Source organism: Sphingomonas sp. GW821-FHT10C01 (genome assembly GCF_059415525.1).
The window spans coordinates 290254-310835 of the sequence record NZ_JBWKNK010000004.1; the positions used below are offsets into that span (position 1 = coordinate 290254).

Annotated in this window: 17 protein-coding genes; 7 read left to right on the plus strand and 10 right to left on the minus strand. The window is 66.9% G+C overall.

Going from position 1 to position 20582, the window contains the following annotated elements; translation table 11 throughout:
- Window positions 1-48 precede the first annotated feature (48 nt).
- From AC07M1_RS17155 to AC07M1_RS17175, 5 genes are all read right to left on the minus strand, one after another.
- Window positions 49-2199 carry a tetratricopeptide repeat protein gene (locus AC07M1_RS17155; protein WP_495163841.1) on the minus strand — a complete coding sequence of 717 codons (2151 nt, stop codon included), beginning with the start codon at window positions 2197-2199 and terminating at the stop codon, window positions 49-51.
- Window positions 2183-3532 (minus strand): PEP-CTERM-box response regulator transcription factor, encoded by a 1350-nt coding sequence (gene prsR, locus AC07M1_RS17160; protein ID WP_495163842.1) that lies wholly within the window; start codon window positions 3530-3532, stop codon window positions 2183-2185. The genes AC07M1_RS17155 and prsR overlap by 17 nt, the downstream gene beginning before the upstream one ends.
- Window positions 3529-5565, minus strand: coding sequence for an XrtA/PEP-CTERM system histidine kinase PrsK (gene prsK, locus AC07M1_RS17165; protein ID WP_495163843.1), 2037 nt, complete (start codon window positions 5563-5565; stop codon window positions 3529-3531). Before prsK ends, prsR begins: the two co-directional genes overlap by 4 nt.
- A 4-nt stretch (window positions 5566-5569) precedes the next feature.
- The gene (locus AC07M1_RS17170; RefSeq protein WP_495163844.1) at window positions 5570-6958 is read right to left on the minus strand and encodes a TIGR03013 family XrtA/PEP-CTERM system glycosyltransferase; all 1389 of its coding nucleotides are present in this window, start codon (window positions 6956-6958) and stop codon (window positions 5570-5572) included.
- Between the two features lie 156 nt (window positions 6959-7114).
- Window positions 7115-8731, minus strand: coding sequence for a DUF6311 domain-containing protein (locus AC07M1_RS17175; RefSeq protein WP_495163845.1), 1617 nt, complete (start codon window positions 8729-8731; stop codon window positions 7115-7117).
- 194 nt (window positions 8732-8925) lie between these two features.
- On the opposite strand from AC07M1_RS17175, the gene AC07M1_RS17180 reads away from it, so the two are divergent.
- Entirely contained in the window at window positions 8926-11016 is a 2091-nt protein-coding gene (locus AC07M1_RS17180; RefSeq protein WP_495163846.1) for a TonB-dependent receptor domain-containing protein, read from the plus strand.
- 29 nt (window positions 11017-11045) lie between these two features.
- Window positions 11046-11813, plus strand: coding sequence for a hypothetical protein (locus AC07M1_RS17185; protein ID WP_495163847.1), 768 nt, complete (start codon window positions 11046-11048; stop codon window positions 11811-11813).
- A gap of 41 nt (window positions 11814-11854) precedes the next feature.
- Here the strand turns inward: AC07M1_RS17185 and AC07M1_RS17190 are convergent, their stop codons facing one another.
- The 3 genes from AC07M1_RS17190 to AC07M1_RS17200 are packed head-to-tail and all read right to left on the minus strand — an operon-like array spanning window position 11855 to window position 14969.
- A complete protein-coding gene (locus tag AC07M1_RS17190) occupies window positions 11855-12895 on the minus strand; it encodes a GNAT family N-acetyltransferase (RefSeq protein ID WP_495163848.1) in 1041 nt (346 codons plus the stop codon).
- Entirely contained in the window at window positions 12892-13776 is an 885-nt protein-coding gene (locus AC07M1_RS17195; protein WP_495163849.1) for a cupin-like domain-containing protein, read from the minus strand. The genes AC07M1_RS17190 and AC07M1_RS17195 overlap by 4 nt, the downstream gene beginning before the upstream one ends.
- Window positions 13773-14969, minus strand: coding sequence for a GNAT family N-acetyltransferase (locus AC07M1_RS17200; protein ID WP_495163850.1), 1197 nt, complete (start codon window positions 14967-14969; stop codon window positions 13773-13775). The genes AC07M1_RS17195 and AC07M1_RS17200 overlap by 4 nt, the downstream gene beginning before the upstream one ends.
- Before the next feature lie 327 nt (window positions 14970-15296).
- On the opposite strand from AC07M1_RS17200, the gene AC07M1_RS17205 reads away from it, so the two are divergent.
- Genes AC07M1_RS17205 through AC07M1_RS17220 form a run of 4 tightly spaced genes read left to right on the plus strand, consistent with a single transcriptional unit; the run spans window position 15297 to window position 17364 of the window.
- On the plus strand, window positions 15297-15527 hold the full coding sequence (locus AC07M1_RS17205; protein WP_495163851.1) for a hypothetical protein: 231 nt from the start codon (window positions 15297-15299) through the stop codon (window positions 15525-15527).
- Window positions 15528-15544: 17 nt separating this feature from the next.
- Window positions 15545-15724, plus strand: coding sequence for a hypothetical protein (locus AC07M1_RS17210; protein ID WP_075151290.1), 180 nt, complete (start codon window positions 15545-15547; stop codon window positions 15722-15724).
- A gap of 3 nt (window positions 15725-15727) precedes the next feature.
- Window positions 15728-16660, plus strand: coding sequence for a CorA family divalent cation transporter (locus AC07M1_RS17215; RefSeq protein ID WP_495163852.1), 933 nt, complete (start codon window positions 15728-15730; stop codon window positions 16658-16660).
- Window positions 16657-17364, plus strand: a complete 708-nt coding sequence (locus AC07M1_RS17220; RefSeq protein WP_495163853.1) for a PA4824 family protein — start codon at window positions 16657-16659, stop codon at window positions 17362-17364. Before AC07M1_RS17215 ends, AC07M1_RS17220 begins: the two co-directional genes overlap by 4 nt.
- Before the next feature lie 75 nt (window positions 17365-17439).
- Here the strand turns inward: AC07M1_RS17220 and groL are convergent, their stop codons facing one another.
- Together groL and groES are read right to left on the minus strand one after the other, a co-directional pair.
- Window positions 17440-19083: a chaperonin GroEL gene (groL, locus tag AC07M1_RS17225; RefSeq protein ID WP_495163854.1), complete on the minus strand. Its 1644-nt coding sequence runs from the start codon at window positions 19081-19083 to the stop codon at window positions 17440-17442.
- A gap of 78 nt (window positions 19084-19161) precedes the next feature.
- On the minus strand, window positions 19162-19449 hold the full coding sequence (gene groES, locus AC07M1_RS17230; RefSeq protein ID WP_066579595.1) for a co-chaperone GroES: 288 nt from the start codon (window positions 19447-19449) through the stop codon (window positions 19162-19164).
- A 285-nt stretch (window positions 19450-19734) separates the two neighbouring features.
- Between groES and AC07M1_RS17235 the strand changes: the two genes are divergently transcribed.
- Complete coding sequence (locus AC07M1_RS17235) at window positions 19735-20538, plus strand: hypothetical protein (protein WP_495163855.1); 804 nt, start codon at window positions 19735-19737, stop codon at window positions 20536-20538.
- The last annotated feature ends 44 nt before the right edge of the window (window positions 20539-20582 follow it).

Below are 20582 nucleotides of genomic sequence, written 5' to 3' on the forward strand. Positions count from 1 at the left end.
CTATGGCGCGCCGGGCGGATTGGCAATGATTCTGTGCTTGCGGGCGATTCAGGCCAGCTTCGCGATCAGGGCTTCGGCGGCGCTGCGGTCGGCGAAGCCGGGGGTGGCGATCGCGGCCTTGGCTTCCGCCGTTGCCTCGGCGTTGCGACCAGCTTCGGCATAGGCCTGGGCGAGCTGCCAGCGTAGCACCGGATGGCGCGGGGCGATCGAGACCGCCTTTTGCAGCAGCTCGATTCCGCCTTCGACATCGCCGCTTTCGGTGAGCGTCCAGCCCATCGCGCCGACGACCGCCGGGTTGGACGGGGCGAGGTGATAGGCGGCCTCGGCATAGCGGGCGGCGCGCTCGGGTTCGTCGGCGCCGGCATAGGCGAGCGCGAGCTCGGCGAGCAGCGCCGCGTCGCGATTGCCGGTGCGCAGGCGGACCGCTTCGAGCGAATCGATCGCGGCGTCATAGTCGCCCGCCGCGGCCTGCCAGCTGGCCGAGAGGCGGAGCGCGGCAAGGTTGAGCGGGTTCTGTGAGAGGAACAGCGCCAGCGTGGTGGACGCCTCCTGCCGCTGGCCGGAGCGGTCGAGTGCCTCGACCAGGCGGAGCATCGCCGGTTCGTCGAAGCGGATATTGGCCGCGTCCTTATAGGCGCGGACCGCGTCGGCGGGGCGCTTGAGCAGCATCAGCGTGTCGCCGACCAGCGTATGGGCGGCGGGGGCGCCGGGATTGCGCTGGGCGATCTCCTGCGCCCGGGCGAGCGCGGTGCCGGTGTCGCCGCCGTCGATGAGGCCGCGGATCAGCGGGATCGCGGCACGCGGGTCGTCGGTAGGCGCCTTTTGCGCGGCGGCGGTCAGCATCGGGAGCGCGTCGTCGGAGCTGAACCAGGCGGCGCCGTCGCGTGCGGGCGAGGCGGCGCGGTCGAAATAGCTGGCGGCTTCGGCGCGCAGGCCGATGCGTTCGTAGCCGCGCGCGACCAGACTCAAGGCATAGGCATCCGCGTCGCCGCGGGCGACGACGGGCAGGAGGAGCTCGATCCCGTTCTTCGATGCATCGGACCGCAACAGCGCGGTGGCGAGCAGCTTGCGCGCGGTGATGTTCATCGGCTGCGCGTTGACGAGGTTGCGCAGTTTCTCGACCGCGCGCTCGTAGCTGCCTTCCTCCAGATCGAGCGTGCCGCCGAGCAGCAGGCCGCCGGGGAGCGAAGCGATTCCGCTGCCGGCGCGCTGGAGCAGCTGGCGCGCGAGGTCGAACTGCTCGGCACGGGCGGCGAGGACGGCCTGGAGGTAGAGCGCCTGCGGGCTGCGCGGACGCACCTCCATCGCCCTGCGCGTGACCGCGAGCATTTCGCGGGTGCGACCGGCGTCACCGAGGGTGGAGGCGTATTGGATCAGGGCGCCGTGGCGATAGGGATCGCGCTTGAGCGCCGCCTCGAACCACGGGAGCGATGCGACCAGACCATATTGGCTGCGGACAAGCTCGCCGCGCAGGATCAGCGCATCGGTATTGCCGCTGTCGAGCTGGGTCGCCTTGCCGGCAGCCTCGATCGCGCCGACCATGTCGCCCGCGTTGGCGCGGAAGCGCCCGAGATCGGTCCAGACATTGGCGTCGTCGGGGGCGAGGTGGACCGCAGCGAGAGCGGATTCCTGTGCGGCGGCGAGGTTGCCGCCGGCGAGATAGGCGCGGGTGCGGACGCGTATCGCGTAGAGATGGTCAGGCCCGGACGGGTTTGCGGCGAGTGCCTTGTTCGCCTCCACCAGCGCGCGGCGGGGGTCGCTCTGCAACAGGATCGCATGTGCCATCAGCGCATGGATGCGCTTGGGGGCGACGCCATTGTCGAGCGCGCGGCGAAGCGACGCCTCGGCCGCGATCCCTTCATCCAGCGCAAGCGAGGCGCGGGCGAGCGCGAGATGCGCTTCGCCCCATTGCGGATCGGCGCGCACGGCGCCGAAGGCCTGGCTGCGGGCGGCGGATGCGTTGCTTGCCTTGAGATATTGCTGGCTGCGCGCGACCGCCGCGCGCGCGGCATCCGGGTCTACCCGGTTGGCGACGACGGATCGGAAGGCGAGCAGGGCAACGCCGAACGCGCCGAGGCACAGCGCGAACACGACGATCCGGCGCAGGTTGATGCGGCCCTTGCCGGACAGGCGAGCGCCGCCGCTGCGCCATTTGCGCCGCTGGGCAACGGGTTGGGTGATCTCAGGGCTGGAGGTCATAGGCCTTCATCAGATCGTAGAGGGTGGGGCGGCTGATCCCGAGCAGGCGCGCGGTGCCGGAGATATTGCCGTCGCTGCGTGACAATGCCTGGACGATCGCGCGCCGGTCCGCGGCCTCGCGTACGGCCTTGAGGTTGATCGGATCGGCACCCTCGGCGGGCGACAGATCGAGATCGGCAGCGGTGACGAGTTTGCCGTCGGCCATGATCGCGGCGCGCTTTACCCGGTTTTCGAGCTCGCGGACATTGCCCGGCCAGTGCCAGGCATCGATTGCGTCGATCGCGTCAGGGGCGAAGCTCTTGGACCCGAGCTTCATCGCCGTGACGTGCTTATGGAGCAGGTGGCGCGCGAGCAGGCCAGCATCGCCCGGCCGTTCGGCGAGGCTGGGGATGCGCACGACGATCTCGGCAAGGCGGTAATAGAGATCCTCGCGGAACGTGCTGGCGGCGACCATCGCGTCGATATCCTGATGTGTCGCGCAAACCACGCGGGTGTCGACCGCGATCGGCTTGCGGCCGCCGATGCGCTCGATCACGCGTTCCTGGAGGAAGCGGAGCAGTTTGACCTGGAGCGGGAGCGGCACGTCGCCGATCTCGTCGAGAAACAGGGTACCGCCCTGCGCCTGTTCGATCTTGCCCTCGGTCGTCTTGACCGCGCCGGTGAAGGCGCCCTTTTCATGCCCGAACAGTTCGGATTCGAGCAACGTTTCGGGGATGGCGGCGCAGTTGATCGCGACGAACTCGCCCTTGCGGCGGCTGGCGTCGTGAAGGCCGCGGGCGAGCAGTTCCTTGCCGGTGCCGCTGGCGCCGAGCAGCATCACCGATACATCGGCAGGGGCGACTCGCTCGATCGTGCGCGTGACCTTGAGCATCTCGGCGGAGCCGGTGACGATGCCGCCCAAGGCGGTGCCGCTTTCGGCGCGCGCCGCGAGACGGCGATTCTCCGCCTCCAGCGCATGGACGTGGAAGGCGCGCGCGACGATCAGGCCGAGCGCGTCGATGTCGATCGGCTTCTGGTAGAAGTCCCACGCCCCCATCGAGATGGCGCGCAGCATCGATTCGCGCTCGCCATGGCCCGAGGCAACGATGACGCGGGTATCGGGCTTGAGCGCGAGGATGGTTTCGAGAGCGGCGAACCCCTCGGTCGTGCCGTCGGGATCGGGCGGCAGGCCGAGGTCGAGCGTGACCACGGCGGGTTCCTCGGCACGCAGCATCGCGATGGCGCTCTCACGGTCGCCCGCGGTGAGGATCTCATAGCCCTCATAGGCCCAGCGCAGCTGACGCTGCAGTCCGGCATCGTCCTCGACGATCAGCAATTTGGGTTTGTCGTTCATGCCGCCTGTCCAACTTCGTTACCGGCGCCGCCCGCTGCACGCAGTACGACGCGAAACCGAGATCCCTTGCCCTCGCTGCTCTCGACCTCGATCCGACCGCCCATTTCGGCGGCGAGCTTCTGTGCCTCGAACGCACCGATGCCGAAGCCCCCGGGCTTGGAGGAAACGAAAGGCTTGAAGAGCTTATCGCGAATGAAGGCGGCGGACATGCCGGTGCCGCGATCGACCACGTCCAGCTGCGCCTCGCTTGCGTTTGCGCGCACCTCGATCGTGATCGGTGTGCCTGGGCTACTCGCCTCGATCGCATTCTGGATGAGGTGGCCGAGCAGGGTTTCGAGCCGTGCCGGATCGGCGATGGCGAGCGGGTCGCCGCTGCTCGACACCTCAACCGGATGCTGCGCGCGGCGTGCTTTCGCCACCCGGCGGGCGAGCGGGGCGAGCGGCACCGCGACGGGCGCTTCGGTGCGAGCGCGATGATGCTGTGAGAGACGGGCGAGCATGTCGTTCATGCGCCCTGCCGAATCCTGAAGCGTCGCGATCATGTCGGCGCGGAAGGCGGGGTTGTCGGCGTGACGCTCGGCATTGCGCGCGACGAGAGTGAGCTGGCTGACCAGATTCTTGATGTCATGCATGATGAAGGCGAAGCGGCGGTTGAACTCTTCGAAGCGTTCCGCCTCGGCCAAGGCCTCCTGCGCGCGTTCCTCCGCGAGGTAACTGGCGAGCTGGCGGCCGGCGGCTTTGAGCAGGTCAAAATCCTCCCAGTCGAGCGCGCGTGCGATCGGCGGGCGGGCGAGCACGATCGCACCGGCAAGGCGGTTGTGGTGGGCGAGCGGCACGACGACCCATGCCTGGTCCCAGGCGCGAATAGAGGCGGGTACCGTGGCGTCGGGGTCGGTGGTGTCGAGCTCGAGGATCAATGCCGGATCGAGCGCGGCATGTGACCAGTCCTCGCCATAGGCAGTCGGCAAGCCGCCGCGCGCGACATTCCATCCGGCGCTGACGCCGAGGGTGTCGCCTTGCGGTACGAGCAGCACGCCGGCGGGAGAGTCGGTGAGGTCCGCCAGCGCCTTGACGATGCGCTCGTCGAGCGGGGCGCTGCCCTCCGGTTCGCCCAGCGTCTCGGTGAAGCGCAGCCATTCGGCGCGATAGTCGTAGCGGTGGGCGAAGAAATGCTTGGCGAGCTTCACCTTGGTCCAGGCGCGCAGCCAAGGGCTGGAGACGACGGTGAGGATCGCGGCGGTCGAGCCGAAGACGAACGCGGTCTGGAGCAGCCGTGCATTGTCGCCGCCGATCGCGGCAAGCGCCGAGGTGGCGAGCGCGAGCAACGCGAAATAGAGGCCGATCGCGACCAGCGAGAGCGACTGGTAGGCGACGGTGCGCGAAAGCTGCATCGGCCATTCGCCGCGCCGCTGGAGGCCCATCGCGATCGCCGCGGCGATCAACGTCATCGCACCGCCGCGCACCGCGACGAGCTGGTCCGGCCAGTCCATGGTGAGCCACGCGACGCTGAGCACATTGGTATCGACCAGCCACATCGCGCCGATCGCCAGCACGACGGGGCGCATTCCGGCGGTTCCGGGCGCGGTGATGGCACCATGCAGGCTCTGGACAAGGACGAGGGCGGCGATCGCCGCCATCATCCGCAGCAGCAGTGCCGCCTGAACGACTTCGGACGCGATACTGGGTGTCGTCGCAGCGACAACATTGAGCGCGAGCGCGATCAGGATGACGATTGCGACCACGCCATAGACGGTGCCGATCGCCGCCGGCGGCCGCTCCGACCCGTTGCGGCGGTGGAGCGCAATCATGAAGCCGAGCCAGGCGAGGTTCCGCGCGGCTTCGGCGACGCGGGTGGTCAGGTCGGTCTCACCGATTCCGGCAACCGCAAGAGCCCAGAGCGCGGTCATCGTCAGCGCCGCGGCAAGCGGCTTGCGCGGTACCCCGGATTCGACCCGGCGCAGCGTCCAGAGGCCCAGAGCGCCAAACAGCAGGGCCGCCAGGGCGTGGCCCCAGAGGATCAGCGCGGGAACCATGGGATTAGCGCGCGCCGTCCGGGAAGAGCACGACCCGGATCGTCTGGAGCAGGATCAACACGTCGAGGAAGGGTGAATAGTTCTTGGCGTAATAGAGGTCGTATTCGAGCTTCTGGCGGCTGTCCTCGATCGAGGCGCCATAGGGGTAGTTGATCTGCGCCCAGCCGGTGATTCCGGGCTTCACCATGTGTCGTTCGGCATAATAAGGCAGCTTGGCCTCGAGATCCTCAACGAACTGGGGACGCTCGGGGCGCGGTCCGACGAAGCTCATCTCGCCTTTCAGCACCGACCAGCATTGCGGCAGCTCGTCGATCCGAACCTTGCGGATGAACCAGCCGACGCGGGTGATGCGCGGATCGTCCTTCTCCGCCCAGACCGCCTTGCCCGCGACTTCGGCATCCTGGCGCATCGAGCGCAGCTTGATGATGTCGAACCCCTGGCCGTACAGGCCGACGCGGCGCTGGCGGTAGAAGGCGGGGCCGCGGCTCTCCAGCTTCACGGCGATCGCGCCGAGCAGGATTACCGGCAGCGTGAGGATGAGCAGGATCAGGCTGGCGACGATGTCGAAGAAGCGCTTGAAGATGCTCGACAGCATCCGGCCTGACGAGAAACCGTCGGAGAAGATCAGCCAGCTGGGATTGACCGATTGGAGATCGACCCGGCCGGTCTCGCGTTCAAGGAAGGTCGAGGTATCGTTGACATGGACGCCGGTGGTCTTGATCCGCAGCAGATCCTTGAGCGGAAGCGCGTTGCGGCGTTCCTCAAGCGCGAGCACGACTTCGCTGGCGTTGAGCAACACGACATGATCGGCGAGGCTGTAGATCGCGTCGCGCGCGATCGCCTCGGGGATCACGCGGTTCGCCTCGCTCATCGCGACATAGCCGACCACGACAAACCCGGCGCCGGGCTTTTTCGAGAGTACCTTCAGGCGTTCGGCACGCGCGCCTGCGCCGAGTACCACGACGCGGCGTTTGAACACCTGGCTGCCCAATGTCTTGCCCAGCAACAAGCGGAGCATGAACAGCATCACCGTGGCGGCGAGCATCGCGTAGAGCAGGTTCGAGCGCCAGAAGGTGAATGCCGGGACGACGAAGAACACCACCGACAGGAAGATCGTGCCGAGCGATACCGCGACCAGCAATCGCGCCGCGGCGACGCGGATCGACTGGAGTGCGTCCGCGCCATAGACGCCGACCGCGATCATCGCGAGCTCGAGACACAGGGCGAAGCTGGTCATCTGGAGGATGCGGGTGTGGATCGGCTCCACCTTCATCCCGATCTGATATGCGCGATAGATCCAGCCGAATTCGGCCGCCGCGAACAGCAGCATGATGTCGAACAGCGCGAGCAACAGCACCGCGTTCGGGATATAGTGTTTGAACAGGCGGATCATGGCGGTGCCACTCTTACCCTGAAACTGTAAACAAAACCGACACGGTCTAACCTGATGTCGGTAAATTTGACGAATGATCTTGAGCGCACGGCCGCGAAGCGCTCGTCAACCCGCATTGCCGGGGCGGTGCGAACGGTTTCTGAGGCGCGGGTGGACCTAGGGTTCAAACAGGATCGTGACACCGTCGAGCAGACGGACGCGGTTCATTAGCGGTGGCGGGATCGGTTCGCCGTCGATCAGGATGTAGAGGCGCCCTGGAACCGCCTCACCGCGGCGGAAGGCGTCGGTCTCCGCATTCTGACGGTCGTTGCTGGCGAGCGACGGTCGGGCGGCATAGACCGCGCGGACCGGCACTTGCCGCTTGGCGGCGCGCCATGCGATCTCCTGGAATACGCCGAGGCCCTTGGTGACGTCACCCGGGACAAAGGCGATATCCTTTGCCTGTGCGACCAGCCGGTCCCATTCGGGGGAGACAGTGCGGACATAGAGAGGCGCGCCGCGCGCTTCGGCGCTTTGGGCGCGGATCGAAACGGCCATCGGCGTCAGATCCGCGATCTGCACAACCGTAAGTGCCATTAAGGCTAGCCCGGCCCGGCGCGGTTCCAAGCGATAGAAGATGCGGATGCCGGCGAACACCAGGACATAGGCGACCGGCCAGAACAGTCGGCCCGAAGCACGCACCGCGTCGAGCGCGACCGCGACGTTGCCGGGCAGCTGATAGCGCGGCAGGCGTTGGCCGGCGAAGTCGGGATAGGTGCTGATCGCGATCAGGGTGAGGGCGATCAGCGCCGGGATCAGCCATTTGAGCCGAGCGAGGCTGTCGCCGGTGTCCGCCGCTGGGCGTGGCAGGCGCGGGGCGAGGAACGCGGCGAGGGGGAGCAGGATCAGCAGGCCGAGACCGAGATACTGGAACCCCTCAAACCCGCGACCGGGTCGCTGCTCGATCGCGGGAAGGAAGGTCGAATGGGTCGCGACGCCGGGGTTCCACAGCGCATCCAGCGGCATCGCGAACGCGCCGTAATTGCCCGAAGGCCAGTGCGGTTCGAACACGCCGAGGCTCCAGGCGATGGCGCCGACCATGAGCAGGATCGCGAGACCTTCGGCGAAGAGGCGGGGGGCAGTCCTGGGCGCTTTCCAGAGCCGTTCGAGCATTGCGCTCGCCCAGATCGCGCCGACCATCACCAGCAGATAGGAGTGAATGAAGGCGGATACCGCGATCAGCACCGCCCAGCCCTTGTTCTCGCCCGCTCGATCCGGGTCCGTGAAGCGCCATAGCGCCCACAGGATCAGCCAGTGCGCCATCAAATTCACATGGACGATGCGGTTGAACAAGGTGGGCAGCGCCGCCAGCAGCAGCACGCCGCACCAGAGCGCGACTTCATTGGGCGCGTGGCGGCGAAGCAGCTTCCACGCGAAGAAGAGCTGGAGGAACAGGCAGAGCAGCAGCCACCAGCCGATCACCTGAGCATCGGCGGGTAGCAGGCCATGGAACGGGAAGACCAACGCCGAGAGCAAGGGGTTGCTGTCGGTGAACAGCAGTCCGGTCCCCTCGGGCGCGTTGAGCAGGGTGGTGCGCAGGAAGCCCGGCGCGGGATCGTGCAGCCAAGCGTGAAGGCCGAGCGCGTTTTCGCCATTATCGGTGCCGCGCAGCAGCCAGGCGACGTTGGAGGTATCGAGAATTTGCCAGTGAAAGAACGCGCTGAACAGCACGAGCGCCAGCGCGGCGAGCGTGGCAAATGATGTCAGGCCGCCGCGGAAACCGTCAAAACCCACACTAGCTCCCCCTTGACTTGCCCCCTGCCACAGCCTGGCCGCGAAGGGGAAGAGCGGACAGGGCAGGCAAAGCGGAGCGCATGAGGACGAGGCAAGCAAAGCAATTCCAACATTGCAAGCGGAACAACCCTATTGCGTGATGATACATCATCACTTAATCGGCCCGCATCAGTAAGCGTCAAAGGGGTAACAGCGTGCGTCATCATCTTCTCTGCGCCGTGTCGGCGGTCGCGATCCTGCCGGGTGCGGCCTATGCGAACAGCAACACCAATGCGGCCGGGCAGGCGGGCAGCCATGCCGAAGGCGAGATCGTCATCACCGCGACCCCGCTGCAGCAGACCGTCGACGAGACCGCGACCCCGGTGATCACGTTGAGCGGCGACGAACTGGTGCACCGCCGCGCGGCGACGATCGGCGAGACGCTGGCCGGCCAGCCCGGCATCAATTTCGAGAGCTTTGGCGGGGGTGCGAGCCGTCCGGTGATCCGCGGCCAGACCGCGCCGCGCGTGCAGGCGCTGACCGACGGCGTCGGCATCCAGGATGCCTCCGCTATCTCGCCCGACCATAATATTTCCGCCGAACCACTGTTGCTGCGCGGGATCGAGGTGCTGCGCGGTCCGGCGACCCTGCTTTACGGTAGCGGCGCGAGCGGCGGCGCGATCAACCTGCTGGACGAGAAGGTGCCGACATCGTTCCCCCAAGGCGGGATCACCGGTGCGATCGAGGGCCGGCTGGGCACAGGCGATGACGAACGCGCGGTCGTCGGCGGCGTGACCGCAGGCCTCGGTCCGTTCGCGCTTCGTATCGAAGGCGTGAAGCGCAAGTCGAACGACTATCGCGTGCCCGGCAAGTTCGGCGAGGATCATGTCGACGGATCGTACAACGACACCAACACGCTGAGCGCCGGCGCGTCGTGGATCGGCGACAATGGCTATCTGGGCGTCGCCTATACCCGCCAGCGCAGCACCTATGGCCTGCCCGGCCACAGCCATGAATATGAGGATTGCCATCCGCACGGCACCAAGCTGCATTGCGGCGGACACAGCCATGACGATGGCGATCATGACCACGATCACGGGCACGGCCATGAGGATCCGCCCGAAGTGAGACTGCGCAGCGACCGGTTCGACATCCGCAGCGACTGGCGCGATCCGCTGCCCGGGTTCGAACGCGTGCGGTTCCGCATGTCGTTCACCGATTACGAGCATGACGAGCTGGACGAGGGCGTTGTCGCCACGACCTTCAAGAACAAGGCGACCGACGTGCGGCTGGAATTGGCGCACAAGCCGATCGGCGGGCTGCGCGGCGTGTTCGGCGTGCAGCATTGGGAAAGCGATTTCTCAGCCACCGGCGCCGAGGCGTTCCTGATCAACACCAAGACCAAGAACACGGCGCTGTTCCTGATGGAATCGCTCCAGCTTGGCCCGGTGCGGCTGGAGGGCGCGGTGCGGCAGGAATGGCAGGACGTGAAGTCGTACGCCGCGCGCTATCCCTCGATCAGCCACAGCCCGTTCTCGGCATCGGCCGCGGCGGTGTGGAGCCTCGACGACAGCTATTCGGTGGCGCTGTCCTTTGCCCATGCCGAGCGTGCGCCGTCGGTGCAGGAACTCTACGCCTATGGCGTCCACCTGGCGACCAACACGTTCGAGATCGGCATGGTCACGGGCAACACCAGGCTGCGCGACAAGGTCTCGCTCGATGTCGAGAAATCGAACTCGATCAACCTGACGCTGCGCAAGACCAAGGGCGCGGCGACCTTTACCATCGGCGCCTATCATCAGGATTTCGCCAACTATATCTATGGCGACACGATCGACCGGTTCGAGGATTTCCGCCTGATCCGCTATGTCGGGCGCGGCGCGACCTTTACCGGCATCGACGGCGAAATGCGGTACCAGTTTACCCCGCAATTCGCGGCGTCGGTGTTCGGCGACTATGTCCGCGCCAAATTCAAGGAGGGGCAAGGCAATCTGCCGCGCATTCCCGCCGGGCGGCTGGGCGCACGCGCCGACGCGCATCTCGGGCCGTTCACGGCGGACGCCGAATATTATCATGTGTTCGAACAGGGGAAGGTCGCGTCGTACGAGACGCGCACGCCGGGCTATGACATGGTCAACGCGACGGTCGCCTACAAGCTGGAGCTTGGCGCGAACCGCAGCGCCGAGCTGTTCGTGCGAGGGACCAACCTGACCAACGACCTGGCGTTCAACCATGCGTCCTTCATCAAGAATGCGGCGCCGCTGCGCGGGCGCAACATCGTGTTCGGGTTGAGGGCGGCGTTCTGAGCGGGCTCCTGTCCGCCCGAGCAGGGGCAGTGCGGACGCGACAGCCGTCCGCACTGTTCCGGCATATCGAGGCGCTTCAGGGCGAACGGCCCTGGGGCGCCGTGCTCGACGCAGGGACGGGCACCAATTCGATCGGCTGGGTGACGTCGATTCCGACCGAACGCTGGGTCGCGGTGAGCGGCGCGGTGGCGCATGCTGCGCAGGTGCGCGACGTCGCCGAGCCGGTGCGGCGGCCGCAGGACCGCATCATCGTCGGCAACTGGGCCGACCCCACGCTGCTAGCGGGCGAGCGGTTCGACACGGTGCTGGCCGATTATCTGATCGGCGCGGTCGAGGGCTTTGCCCCCTATTTCCAGGAACGGATGTTCGCGCGGCTGCACGGGGTGACGGCGGGGCGGCTCTATCTGGTCGGGCTGGAACCCTATGTCAGCCAGGACCCGGGGACCGAGGCGGGGCGGATCATCTGGGAGATCGGACGCTATCGCGACGCGGTGCTGCTGTTGTCAGCCGAGCGGCCCTATCGCGAGTTTCCGCTGGAATGGGTGGTGGAGCGGCTGGAGACCAATGGCTGGCGGGTGACCGACGTTGCGCGCTTCCCGATCCGTTACGGCGCGCGGTTCGTGAACAGCCAGATCGACATGTGCCGGCGCCGGCTGGAGGCCATGCCCGATCGGTTGCTGGCGATGGCGCTTGAGGCGCAAGGCGAGGAAATCCGCGAGCGCGCGCTCAGCCTGTCAGCGCGACAGGGCGGGCTGCTTCACGGATTTGACTATACAATTGCGGCGGAGCCGACCTGAGTTGATTTGGAAGTGCGCCAAAGGTCGCATTTCAAGCCAATTCAGCCGGTGATGCGGCGGAGCGCGGCACGGGCGGCGCGGCTGACGCCCTGGGACAAGCCGCCGACGCTGCGCAGGTTGAACAGGCGCAGGCGAAAGCGTTCGCGGCGTGTGTCCATCCATTCGGCTTTATAGGGCTCGTTGCCATTGCCATAGTCGATCACCGCCGGGCGATCCTGGTCGAGGACATGGCGGAACATCGCCACCGACAACAGGGTGCCGGGCGAATGCTCGCGCTCGCTTTCGAGATAGGCGAGCTTGTGGATCGTGGCGTGGCCGTTCTCGACCGTCCAGAATTGCGCGGCAACCGGAACGCCGTCGCGCCGGGCGATGCCGAGGCGTAGCGTACCGGCGGCGCCCTCAGCCGCTGCGGCGGCGCGGAGGAAGGTCGGGGCGCCCTCATCGGGCTTCCAGCTGTGTGCGTAGACGGCCTCGTATGCGTCCCAGGCGGCATCGTCGAACCGGTCGAGCACCTGCGCGGTGAAGGGTGAGTTCTTGGTGCGGCGGCGGACGGTGTTGCGCAGCTTCGAGGGACGGGCGGCCCAATAGGCGTCGAAATCGAGGCCGGCGGTGTCGGCGACCCAGTTGGCGGTTTCGAACTGAAGGCGCGGCAGCCAGCCCTGCGCGCGGAACGCCACCTGAAGCTGCGCGGCGACATCGGCTTCGAGCGGCCAGAGGCTGAGCGTATCGAAGCGGCGACGCAGGATGCGGGCGAGTTCGGCGAGCAGGCGGGAGCGGGTGCCGGGATCGGTGTCCGGCGTGAAGAGCGGGGCGAAGGCGAGCGTGTACCAGCTGGCGAGGCCGCGGCCGTGACCGCCGCCGCAATCGCGCAGCGGAAGCCATGCGGTGGCGTCGCCCTCATGCGCGCTGGCGATGGCGAGCGGGTCGTCGGGATAGATGTGCGCGCGGGTGAGTGCGAGCCAGTCGTGGCGATCGTAGAAGCCGGGTTGAGCTGCCCGGGCCGCATCGCGCGCGATGCCGTCGAGCGACTCATGGAGTCGCGCGGAGTCATGGCTGGCGGTCAGGGGCAGCGCTGCGCTCATTGCGGATCGGGATTCCCCGTCAGCCGCTTCGCCTTGGCGATGGCACGCCAGGCATAGGCCTTGAACATGTTCTGATGCGGATAGCGGGCGGGCATGCCGGGGCTGAGGCCTGCGCCGCGCAACAGCCGGTTGAAGGCATGCGCGTCGGCCTCGCGATAGCTCCATTCGGAGCGCCAGGTGACCGAGAGCGAGACCGAGGTGGTGGGGCCGTTCCGGACCCAGTGCGGCGCCTTCACGGGCACGTACAGGCCCTCGCCTGGGGTGAGGCTGATCGGTTGGCCCTTGGGCAGGAATTCGTCGCGATAGGGGAGGTTGCGGTGGGCGCCGCGGTGGAATTCCTCCTGCAACGAACCCGGCGTCAGCTCGGGATCGGCAGCGGGGAACAGCGTCATCGTCTTTTCACCCCGGATCTGGAGCAAGATGTTGTGCTCCGGGTCCATGTGGAAAGGGGTGACCGCGCCGGGCGAGGAGACGAAGACGAACGCCTCGCGCTTGATCATCGCGCCGGTGCGGGCGGTGACGACCGGCTCCAACTCGTCGAGAATCTCGTCGAGCAGCTGGCGGTAGACGGCGTCCTGCTCGATGAACTTGAGCACCATCCACGAGCCGTTCTGCTCGATCGAGCGGATCGAGTCCGCGACCGACAGGCCGTTATGCTGGACGGTCGAGGGATCGACCTCGATCGGAAGATTGGCGAGGTTCTGCTCGACATCGACGGGGCGGATGCGCTGCGACAGCTCGACCAGCGACTCGAGCTCGAACAGCTTGTGGCCGGAAAGGTCGTGCGCGATCTTGCCCGGCTGTTCGGGATAGAGGGTGGCGAAGCGGGCGCGGGCGTCGCTGTCGAACACGGTCGCGGGCGCGAGGCGGGTGGCGGTCATTCTTCGGTCTCCGGAGGCGCTTGCGGGCGCGTGCGGCGGTTGCGGATGGTTTCGGCCGCGCGCTCGACGGCGCGGGCGACGCGGAACAGGGCGCGGCTGCGCCAGCCGGCGAGGGGCAGGGTGACGCGGACGATGGCGCGGCGCTCGCCCCACAGGCTGTCGATCATCGGGTGATCCGCGGCGGCGCAGCTGTCCATCCAGGCAATAGCCGGGGTGTCGAGAATGGCGAGATTGTCGAGCTGGATCAGCACGCCGGGGGAGTAGCGGGAAAACTCCTCGTCGAACGCGGTCTTGAACGAGAAGGAGCCGGGTGCGGTCAGGAAGTTGACCAGCATCGCGAGCGGCTTGCCGTCGAGGTCAAGGCGGAGGAGCTCGAGCTTGCCCGCGTCGAACGCACCGGTGAGGGCATCGCGGAAGAAGGCGGCGGTATGCGGCTCGCTGGCGAGCGCGGAACCGGCGCGGCCCTTCCAGCCCGATTGCTCGAGCGCGAGATAGGTGTCGACCCAGGCGGGGAGGTCGGCGCGATCGGTTAGGCGCGTGGTGGAGACGGCGCCCAGCTCGGCGAGGCGCGACTGGAGGCGCTTGATCTCCTTGCGCTTCTTCTTGCGTACCGTGGTTTCGTAATAGGCGGTGGGCGAGAGGTCGCTTTCGAGCAGTGCGCGCTCGATCCGGTGGACGGTGTCGCAGGGGCGGTTCGCGACGGCGAGCAGGGCGTTGTGGACGGGGCCGTCCTCGACCAGGCCGGTGAGGTGGAGCAGGCCGGACGATTGCGGATCGGCGTCGAGCGCGTCGAGGATTGCGGTCCAGGCTGCCGCTTCATGGCCGCTGCGGAGCAGCGGGCCGCCGAGGAAGCAATGATAATGGAGCCAGTTCTCGACATGCGCGATCGGCAGGCGGCCATAGCGCGGCTCGGTGGTGAGCGGGAGCAGGCCGATCAGCTGATCGCCGGCGCGGACGGTAAGCAGGCGGCCGTGGCGCGGCGGGAGGTGCATGGCACCGGCGGAGACGAACCAGCGTTCCATGAAGGCGTTGGGTTCGGAGGCGTTCGCGGCGAGATCGTCCCACTCGGCGGCAAGAGCGGGATCGGTCAGGCCGAGCGGCAGGAAATCGGCGGACATAGCAGCCGGCGCGAGGCGCAGCGCGGACGCCGCCTCACGGACAGTCGATCGATCAATGGCCTTTGCCGCGTTCATGCCGCTCCTGAACCCCCTGATCTGGCGATAGCGGTGAAGCGTTAAATTTCGGGAAGCGATATCATGAATCGCGCGCCGGCGGATGCCCCTAACGGGTTGACCTTACCGGCGGAGAGGCGCAGACGCCCGGCCGCGCCCAATCCGGGGCGCGGGAATCGCAACCAGAGGAACCATGGACAGCGACTCTAGTAGCAACGCGGTGACGGGCATGCCCGCCGCCGCATCGAAACCGAGGAACGCGCCCGGCACGGATCGCCGGGCGAGCGCCGGCCGCTAGTCGCGTCCCCGCTCGCCCCGGAGGCCCATGACGGGCCGATGGAGGTGAGCATGACCAATCTGAACAATCGCCGTTTCACGCTGGCGCCCGGCCGTCCGGCCGCGTGCGTCTATCGCCTGCCCGTGCGGGTCGCCCCTGTCGTCGTGCGGCCTGCGCCGCTGCGGCTCGACTGGTCGCCCGACCCGGTGACCGGCGTGCCCGTCGCATGCTGGGTCCGCGACGAAGGGGAGGTGGCGCCGCGATGCGTGTCACCCCACCGCGTCTTCCGTCTCGCCGCCTGACACGGGAGGGCTGAGCCATGCGCAAGCGCAGGAACTCGTCCGCGGATCTGGAGCGGGAGGTGATCCTTTCGGTGATCATCCTCTACGTCCTGATCTGCGCCGCGATGATCGGAATCCACTATCTGCAGCCGGGCGGGACGGCGACGGTAACGTCGTCCTCTTCGCCCTCGCACGCCGACCGCGCCGGAAAGGAATAGGCGATGGCACATGTAAATCAGGCGGGGCTCGCCCCCGAGCAGGCGAGCCTTGCCCATGTATGGTGGCGGCTGCGCAGCGACGATGTGGCGGAGCTTGGCCGCGCGGCGGCCGATCTCGGCTGTCGTTTTCCACCACCCGAGGAGGGCTATGAGGAGGACGCGGCGTTCATCTACCTGCCCGTCAGCGTGCTGGCGCGCGAGGGGCATGAGGTGCGGCAGGACCAGATCGCCTTCGCATTGGGCGACACAGTGCTGGTGACGCGCGAGCCGGCCGAGGGGTTCGTACCGTTCGACCGGGCGCTCGCGATCCTGCGCCGGCGGCCGGGCATCCCGCGCACCGCGCAGGGCGTGATGTACGTGCTGCTCCAGGCGGTGAACTCGGCGTCGAACCAGATCCTCGAGCTCGCCAGTGCGGCGCTGGAGGGGATGAACCGCAAGATCCGCCAGATCGCCGAGGGCTATGACGATGCCGGACGCGAACTCACCACCGACGACATCGGTGAGACGCTGGCCGAGCTCAACGACCGCGAGGAACTGGTCTCGCGCATCCTGGAGAGCCAGCTGTTGCTGGCGCGGGCGGCGCGGTATCTGCGGGCGGAAGTCGACGATGCCGAGCTGCGTGGCCAGATCGAGACGCTGATTTCCGACATCCAGAGCATCAAGGAACATGCCGGGTTCGAGCACGACAAGGTCCGCTATCTCCAGCAATCGGTGATGACGAGCCTGAATGTGCGGCAGAACCAGGTGGTAAAGGTGTTCACGATCATCACAGCGGTGTTCTTGCCGCCGACGCTGATCGCGACCTTTTACGGCATGAACTTCGCGGTGATGCCCGAACTGTCGTGGGAATGGGGGTTCACCGCCACCATCCTGCTGACCCTGCTCGCGGCGCTGCTGCCGCTCTGGTACATCAAGCGCAAGGGGTGGCTTCGGTGATCCGGCTCCGGCGCGGGGTTGCCCCCCGCGGCTGGAGTGCCGCCGGTCTCGGTCTCGCCGCGATGTTCGTGGCGGCCGAGGAGGCGCGCGCGTCGGGCGGACCGCATGTCGTCGACGATGCCGAGGTCGAGACGCCGGGCTTGTGCCACGCCGAAAGCTGGCTGACCGGGTTCGAGGGTGGGCGGCGGCTGATGAACCTGTCGCCCGCCTGTACCTTTCATGCGTTGCCCTCGATCGAGTTCGGCGCGGCGATCCAGTATGGCTGGGAGCGGGGGCACCGGCATACGCTGGTGGGGCCAGCGGTGAAGCTGGCGTTGCGCAGGCCGTCGCGCGGCTTCGGGCTGGGCGTGGCGATGTCGGCGGCGGTGGATACCTCCACCGGAAAGGTCGAGAGCGCTGCGGTGCTGGTGCCGTTGACGATCGACCTGACGCCGCGAGTCAGAACCAACTTCAACCTGAGTTACCAATGGGCGCGGACCGGGGATCGTCATGGGTTTGTCGCCGGGGCGCAGGTCGAAGCGCGGGTCGGCGGCACCCTGTCCGTGATGGCAGAGGGGTTCGTTCGTGACGGCGGCAAGCCCGGGTTCCAGGCCGGGGTGCGCTGGACACCGAAGACGTGGATCGACGTCGATCTGCTCGGCGGGCGGCGCGTGGATGGGAGCAGCGCAAGGGCGGTGACGCTGGGGGTGACGTTGCGGCGATGAGCCGAAAAAGAAAGGGCCGGCGGATCGCTCCGCCGGCCCCTTGCTTGTTCCAGCCGAGTGGCCGGGTGACAGGACTTAGAAGTCCATCCCACCCATGCCGCCCATGCCGCCGCCGCCCATCGGCATCGCCGGCTTGTCTTCGGGCAGTTCCGAGACAGCGGCTTCGGTGGTGATGAGCAGGCCGGCGACCGACGCTGCGTTCTGCAGCGCGGTGCGGACGACCTTGGTCGGATCGATCACGCCGGCAGCCACGAGGTTCTCGTAGGTGTCGGTCGCGGCGTTGAAGCCGAACGACGTGTCGGTCTGGTCGAGCAGCTTGCCCGAGACGACCGCGCCGTCATGGCCCGCGTTGCTGGCGATCTGGCGAACCAGCGCGGTCAGCGACTTGCGGACGATGTCCACGCCACGGGTCTGGTCTTCGTTGGCGCCTTCGAGGCCGTCGATCGCCTTGGTCGCATAGAGCAGCGCCGTGCCGCCACCGGGGACGATGCCCTCTTCGACCGCAGCGCGGGTCGCGTGCAGCGCGTCGTCGACGCGGTCCTTGCGCTCCTTCACTTCGACTTCCGAAGCGCCGCCGACCTTGATCACGGCCACGCCGCCGGCGAGCTTGGCGAGACGCTCCTGGAGCTTCTCACGGTCGTAATCGCTGGTGGTGACTTCGATCTGCTGACGGATCGCGTCGGTGCGGCCCTTGATCGCATCGGCTTCACCCGCACCGTCGACGATGGTGGTGTTGTCCTTGTCGATCGTGACGCGCTTGGCGGTGCCGAGCATGCCGAGGGTAACCGACTCCAGCTTGATGCCGAGGTCTTCGCTGATGACTTCGCCCTTGGTCAGGATCGCGATGTCCTCGAGCATCGCCTTGCGGCGATCGCCGAAGCCCGGTGCCTTGACCGCTGCGACCTTAAGGCCGCCGCGCAGCTTGTTCACGACGAGCGTGGCGAGCGCCTCACCCTCGATGTCCTCGGCGATGATCAGCAGCGGACGGCCCGACTGCACAACCGCCTCGAGGATCGGCAGCATCGCCTGGAGCGACGACAGCTTCTTCTCGTGGATCAGAATGTACGGATCGGCCAGCTCGACGGCCATCTTCTCGGGGTTGGTGATGAAGTAGGGCGACAGATAGCCGCGGTCGAACTGCATGCCCTCGACGACGTCGAGCTCGAATTCGAGACCCTTCGCCTCTTCGACGGTGATCACGCCTTCCTTGCCGACCTTCTCCATGGCTTCGGCGATCTTCTCGCCGACTTCACGGTCGCCGTTCGCCGAGATGATGCCGACCTGGGCGATCTCGTTCGAGCCGCTGACGGCCTTCGAACGCGACTGGAGGTCTGCGACCACCTTGCCGACGGCGAGGTCGATGCCGCGCTTCAGATCCATCGGGTTCATGCCGGCCGCGACCGACTTCATGCCCTCGCGCACGATCGCCTGGGCGAGAACGGTCGCGGTGGTGGTGCCGTCGCCGGCGACGTCGTTGGTCTTCGAGGCCACTTCGCGCACCATCTGGGCGCCCATGTTCTCGAACTTGTCCTTGAGCTCGATTTCCTTCGCAACCGACACACCGTCCTTGGTGATGCGCGGCGCGCCGAAGCTCTTGTCGATGACGACATTGCGGCCCTTCGGGCCCAGCGTGACCTTCACCGCATCGGCGAGGATGTCGACGCCGCGCAGGATGCGCTCACGCGCGTCACGGCCGAATTTTACGTCCTTGGCTGCCATGGTGGCTACCCTTTCAAAATCTGGAAAGTCTCAAAAGTCACACCGCCACGCGTGCGCGAGGCGGTGCGGTGAATGAGGTCAGGCGATGATCCCGAGGATATCGCTTTCCTTCATGATCAGCAGGTCTTCGCCGTTGACCTTGACCTCGGTGCCCGACCACTTGCCGAACAGGATGCGGTCGCCGGCCTTGACGTCGAGCGGGGTCACTTCGCCCTTCTCGTTCTTGGCGCCCGAACCGGCGGCGACGACTTCGCCTTCCTGCGGCTTTTCCTGGGCGGTGTCGGGGATGATGATGCCACCGGCAGTCTTGGCTTCTGCCTCGACGCGGCGAACGAGCACGCGGTCGTGCAGCGGACGAAAGTTCATGGAGCTCTCCTGAACGCGGGTTGAAATTGTTGGCACTCCCCTGAAGCGAGTGCCAGCGCCCGGCATATGGATGTGGGGTCCGGCATCGTCAACCGCACGAGCGGCGAGTCCGGAAAAGAATCCGACGGGCAGAGGTGCTCCAAGTCATTCAGTAAAATACAAGTAAGCTACAAATAAATATTTCAGTAACTACGATTCATTTCAAATTCATGGAACCAACTGAGGTGAATAGAATTTCGCGATATTATCGATATCGGTAGATATCCATAAGATAGGAGATGTGTCATGACTAGCAAAACGGCCATTTGGCCGGCGCTGGTGTTCGCCTCCACGGCGGCACTGGCTTTGGCGGCGTGCGAAAGTTCCGGAAATTATCGGGTCGGCTGGGTTGGCGACAATCCGCCACCATCGAGTTCGAGCAGTTCGGGCGGAAGTGGATCGAGCAGTTCGTCCGGCGGCTCGGGCGGCTCATCGGGCGGATCGAGCAGCTCTTCCGGCGGGTCGAGCAGTTCGTCGGGTGGCACGGGAAGCTCGGGCGGCGCCAGCGGGCTAGTCGGCGATCTGATCGTCACCGCGGGTAACACGGTGATCGGCGTCGCGGGCAAGCATGACCAGCTGGCGCAAGTGGTGAACGGCAAGCTTCCCGTGACGGGCATTGTCACCGGCACCGTCACCCGCGTGCTCGACCGCACCGGCCAAACCCTGGTCAATCTGGGCGAAGGCAGCGGCACCGGCGGACTGATCCTGGACGGGGTCGGCGGGAAGCTCGGCGCGCTGGTCGCGATCGACCTGGGCAAGGGCAAGGTAGTCGCCGCGCCGGAGGGTTCGAAACCGCTGATTGGGCTCAACGTGCTCGCACAGAACCCGGGGACCGGGTCGCTCGCGACGGTGAGTACGGCGACCGGGGGCAAGCTCGTCGCGCTCGATGTCAATGGCACGACCGGCGGGCTGCTGAGCGGCACCACGAGCGGCCTGGTCGGAACCACCAAGAATGTGGTGCAGACGACCACCGGCACGGTCGGTGGCGTGCTGGGCAAGACCGGACAGAGTGCCGGACTGCTCGGCGGCCTCGCGCCCAAGAACGACTGAGCCACCTGCGCCCGCGTCTGCGTGCGCGGGCGCCTTTTCCATGG

Bases quoted from the DNA above. Each gene is read 5' to 3' on its own strand.
- AC07M1_RS17195 (WP_495163849.1), bottom strand. From the start codon at position 13,776: ATGACCGCCACCCGCCTCGCGCCCGCGACCGTGTTCGACAGCGACGCC.
- AC07M1_RS17190 (WP_495163848.1), bottom strand. From the start codon at position 12,895: ATGAGCGCAGCGCTGCCCCTGACCGCCAGCCATGACTCCGCGCGACTC.
- groES (WP_066579595.1), bottom strand. From the start codon at position 19,449: ATGAACTTTCGTCCGCTGCACGACCGCGTGCTCGTTCGCCGCGTCGAG.
- AC07M1_RS17210 (WP_075151290.1), top strand. From the start codon at position 15,545: ATGCGCAAGCGCAGGAACTCGTCCGCGGATCTGGAGCGGGAGGTGATC.
- AC07M1_RS17205 (WP_495163851.1), top strand. From the start codon at position 15,297: ATGACCAATCTGAACAATCGCCGTTTCACGCTGGCGCCCGGCCGTCCG.
- prsR (WP_495163842.1), bottom strand. From the start codon at position 3,532: ATGAACGACAAACCCAAATTGCTGATCGTCGAGGACGATGCCGGACTG.
- groL (WP_495163854.1), bottom strand. From the start codon at position 19,083: ATGGCAGCCAAGGACGTAAAATTCGGCCGTGACGCGCGTGAGCGCATC.
- prsK (WP_495163843.1), bottom strand. From the start codon at position 5,565: ATGGTTCCCGCGCTGATCCTCTGGGGCCACGCCCTGGCGGCCCTGCTG.
- AC07M1_RS17215 (WP_495163852.1), top strand. From the start codon at position 15,728: ATGGCACATGTAAATCAGGCGGGGCTCGCCCCCGAGCAGGCGAGCCTT.
- AC07M1_RS17200 (WP_495163850.1), bottom strand. From the start codon at position 14,969: ATGAACGCGGCAAAGGCCATTGATCGATCGACTGTCCGTGAGGCGGCG.
- AC07M1_RS17235 (WP_495163855.1), top strand. From the start codon at position 19,735: ATGACTAGCAAAACGGCCATTTGGCCGGCGCTGGTGTTCGCCTCCACG.
- AC07M1_RS17170 (WP_495163844.1), bottom strand. From the start codon at position 6,958: ATGATCCGCCTGTTCAAACACTATATCCCGAACGCGGTGCTGTTGCTC.
- AC07M1_RS17155 (WP_495163841.1), bottom strand. From the start codon at position 2,199: ATGACCTCCAGCCCTGAGATCACCCAACCCGTTGCCCAGCGGCGCAAA.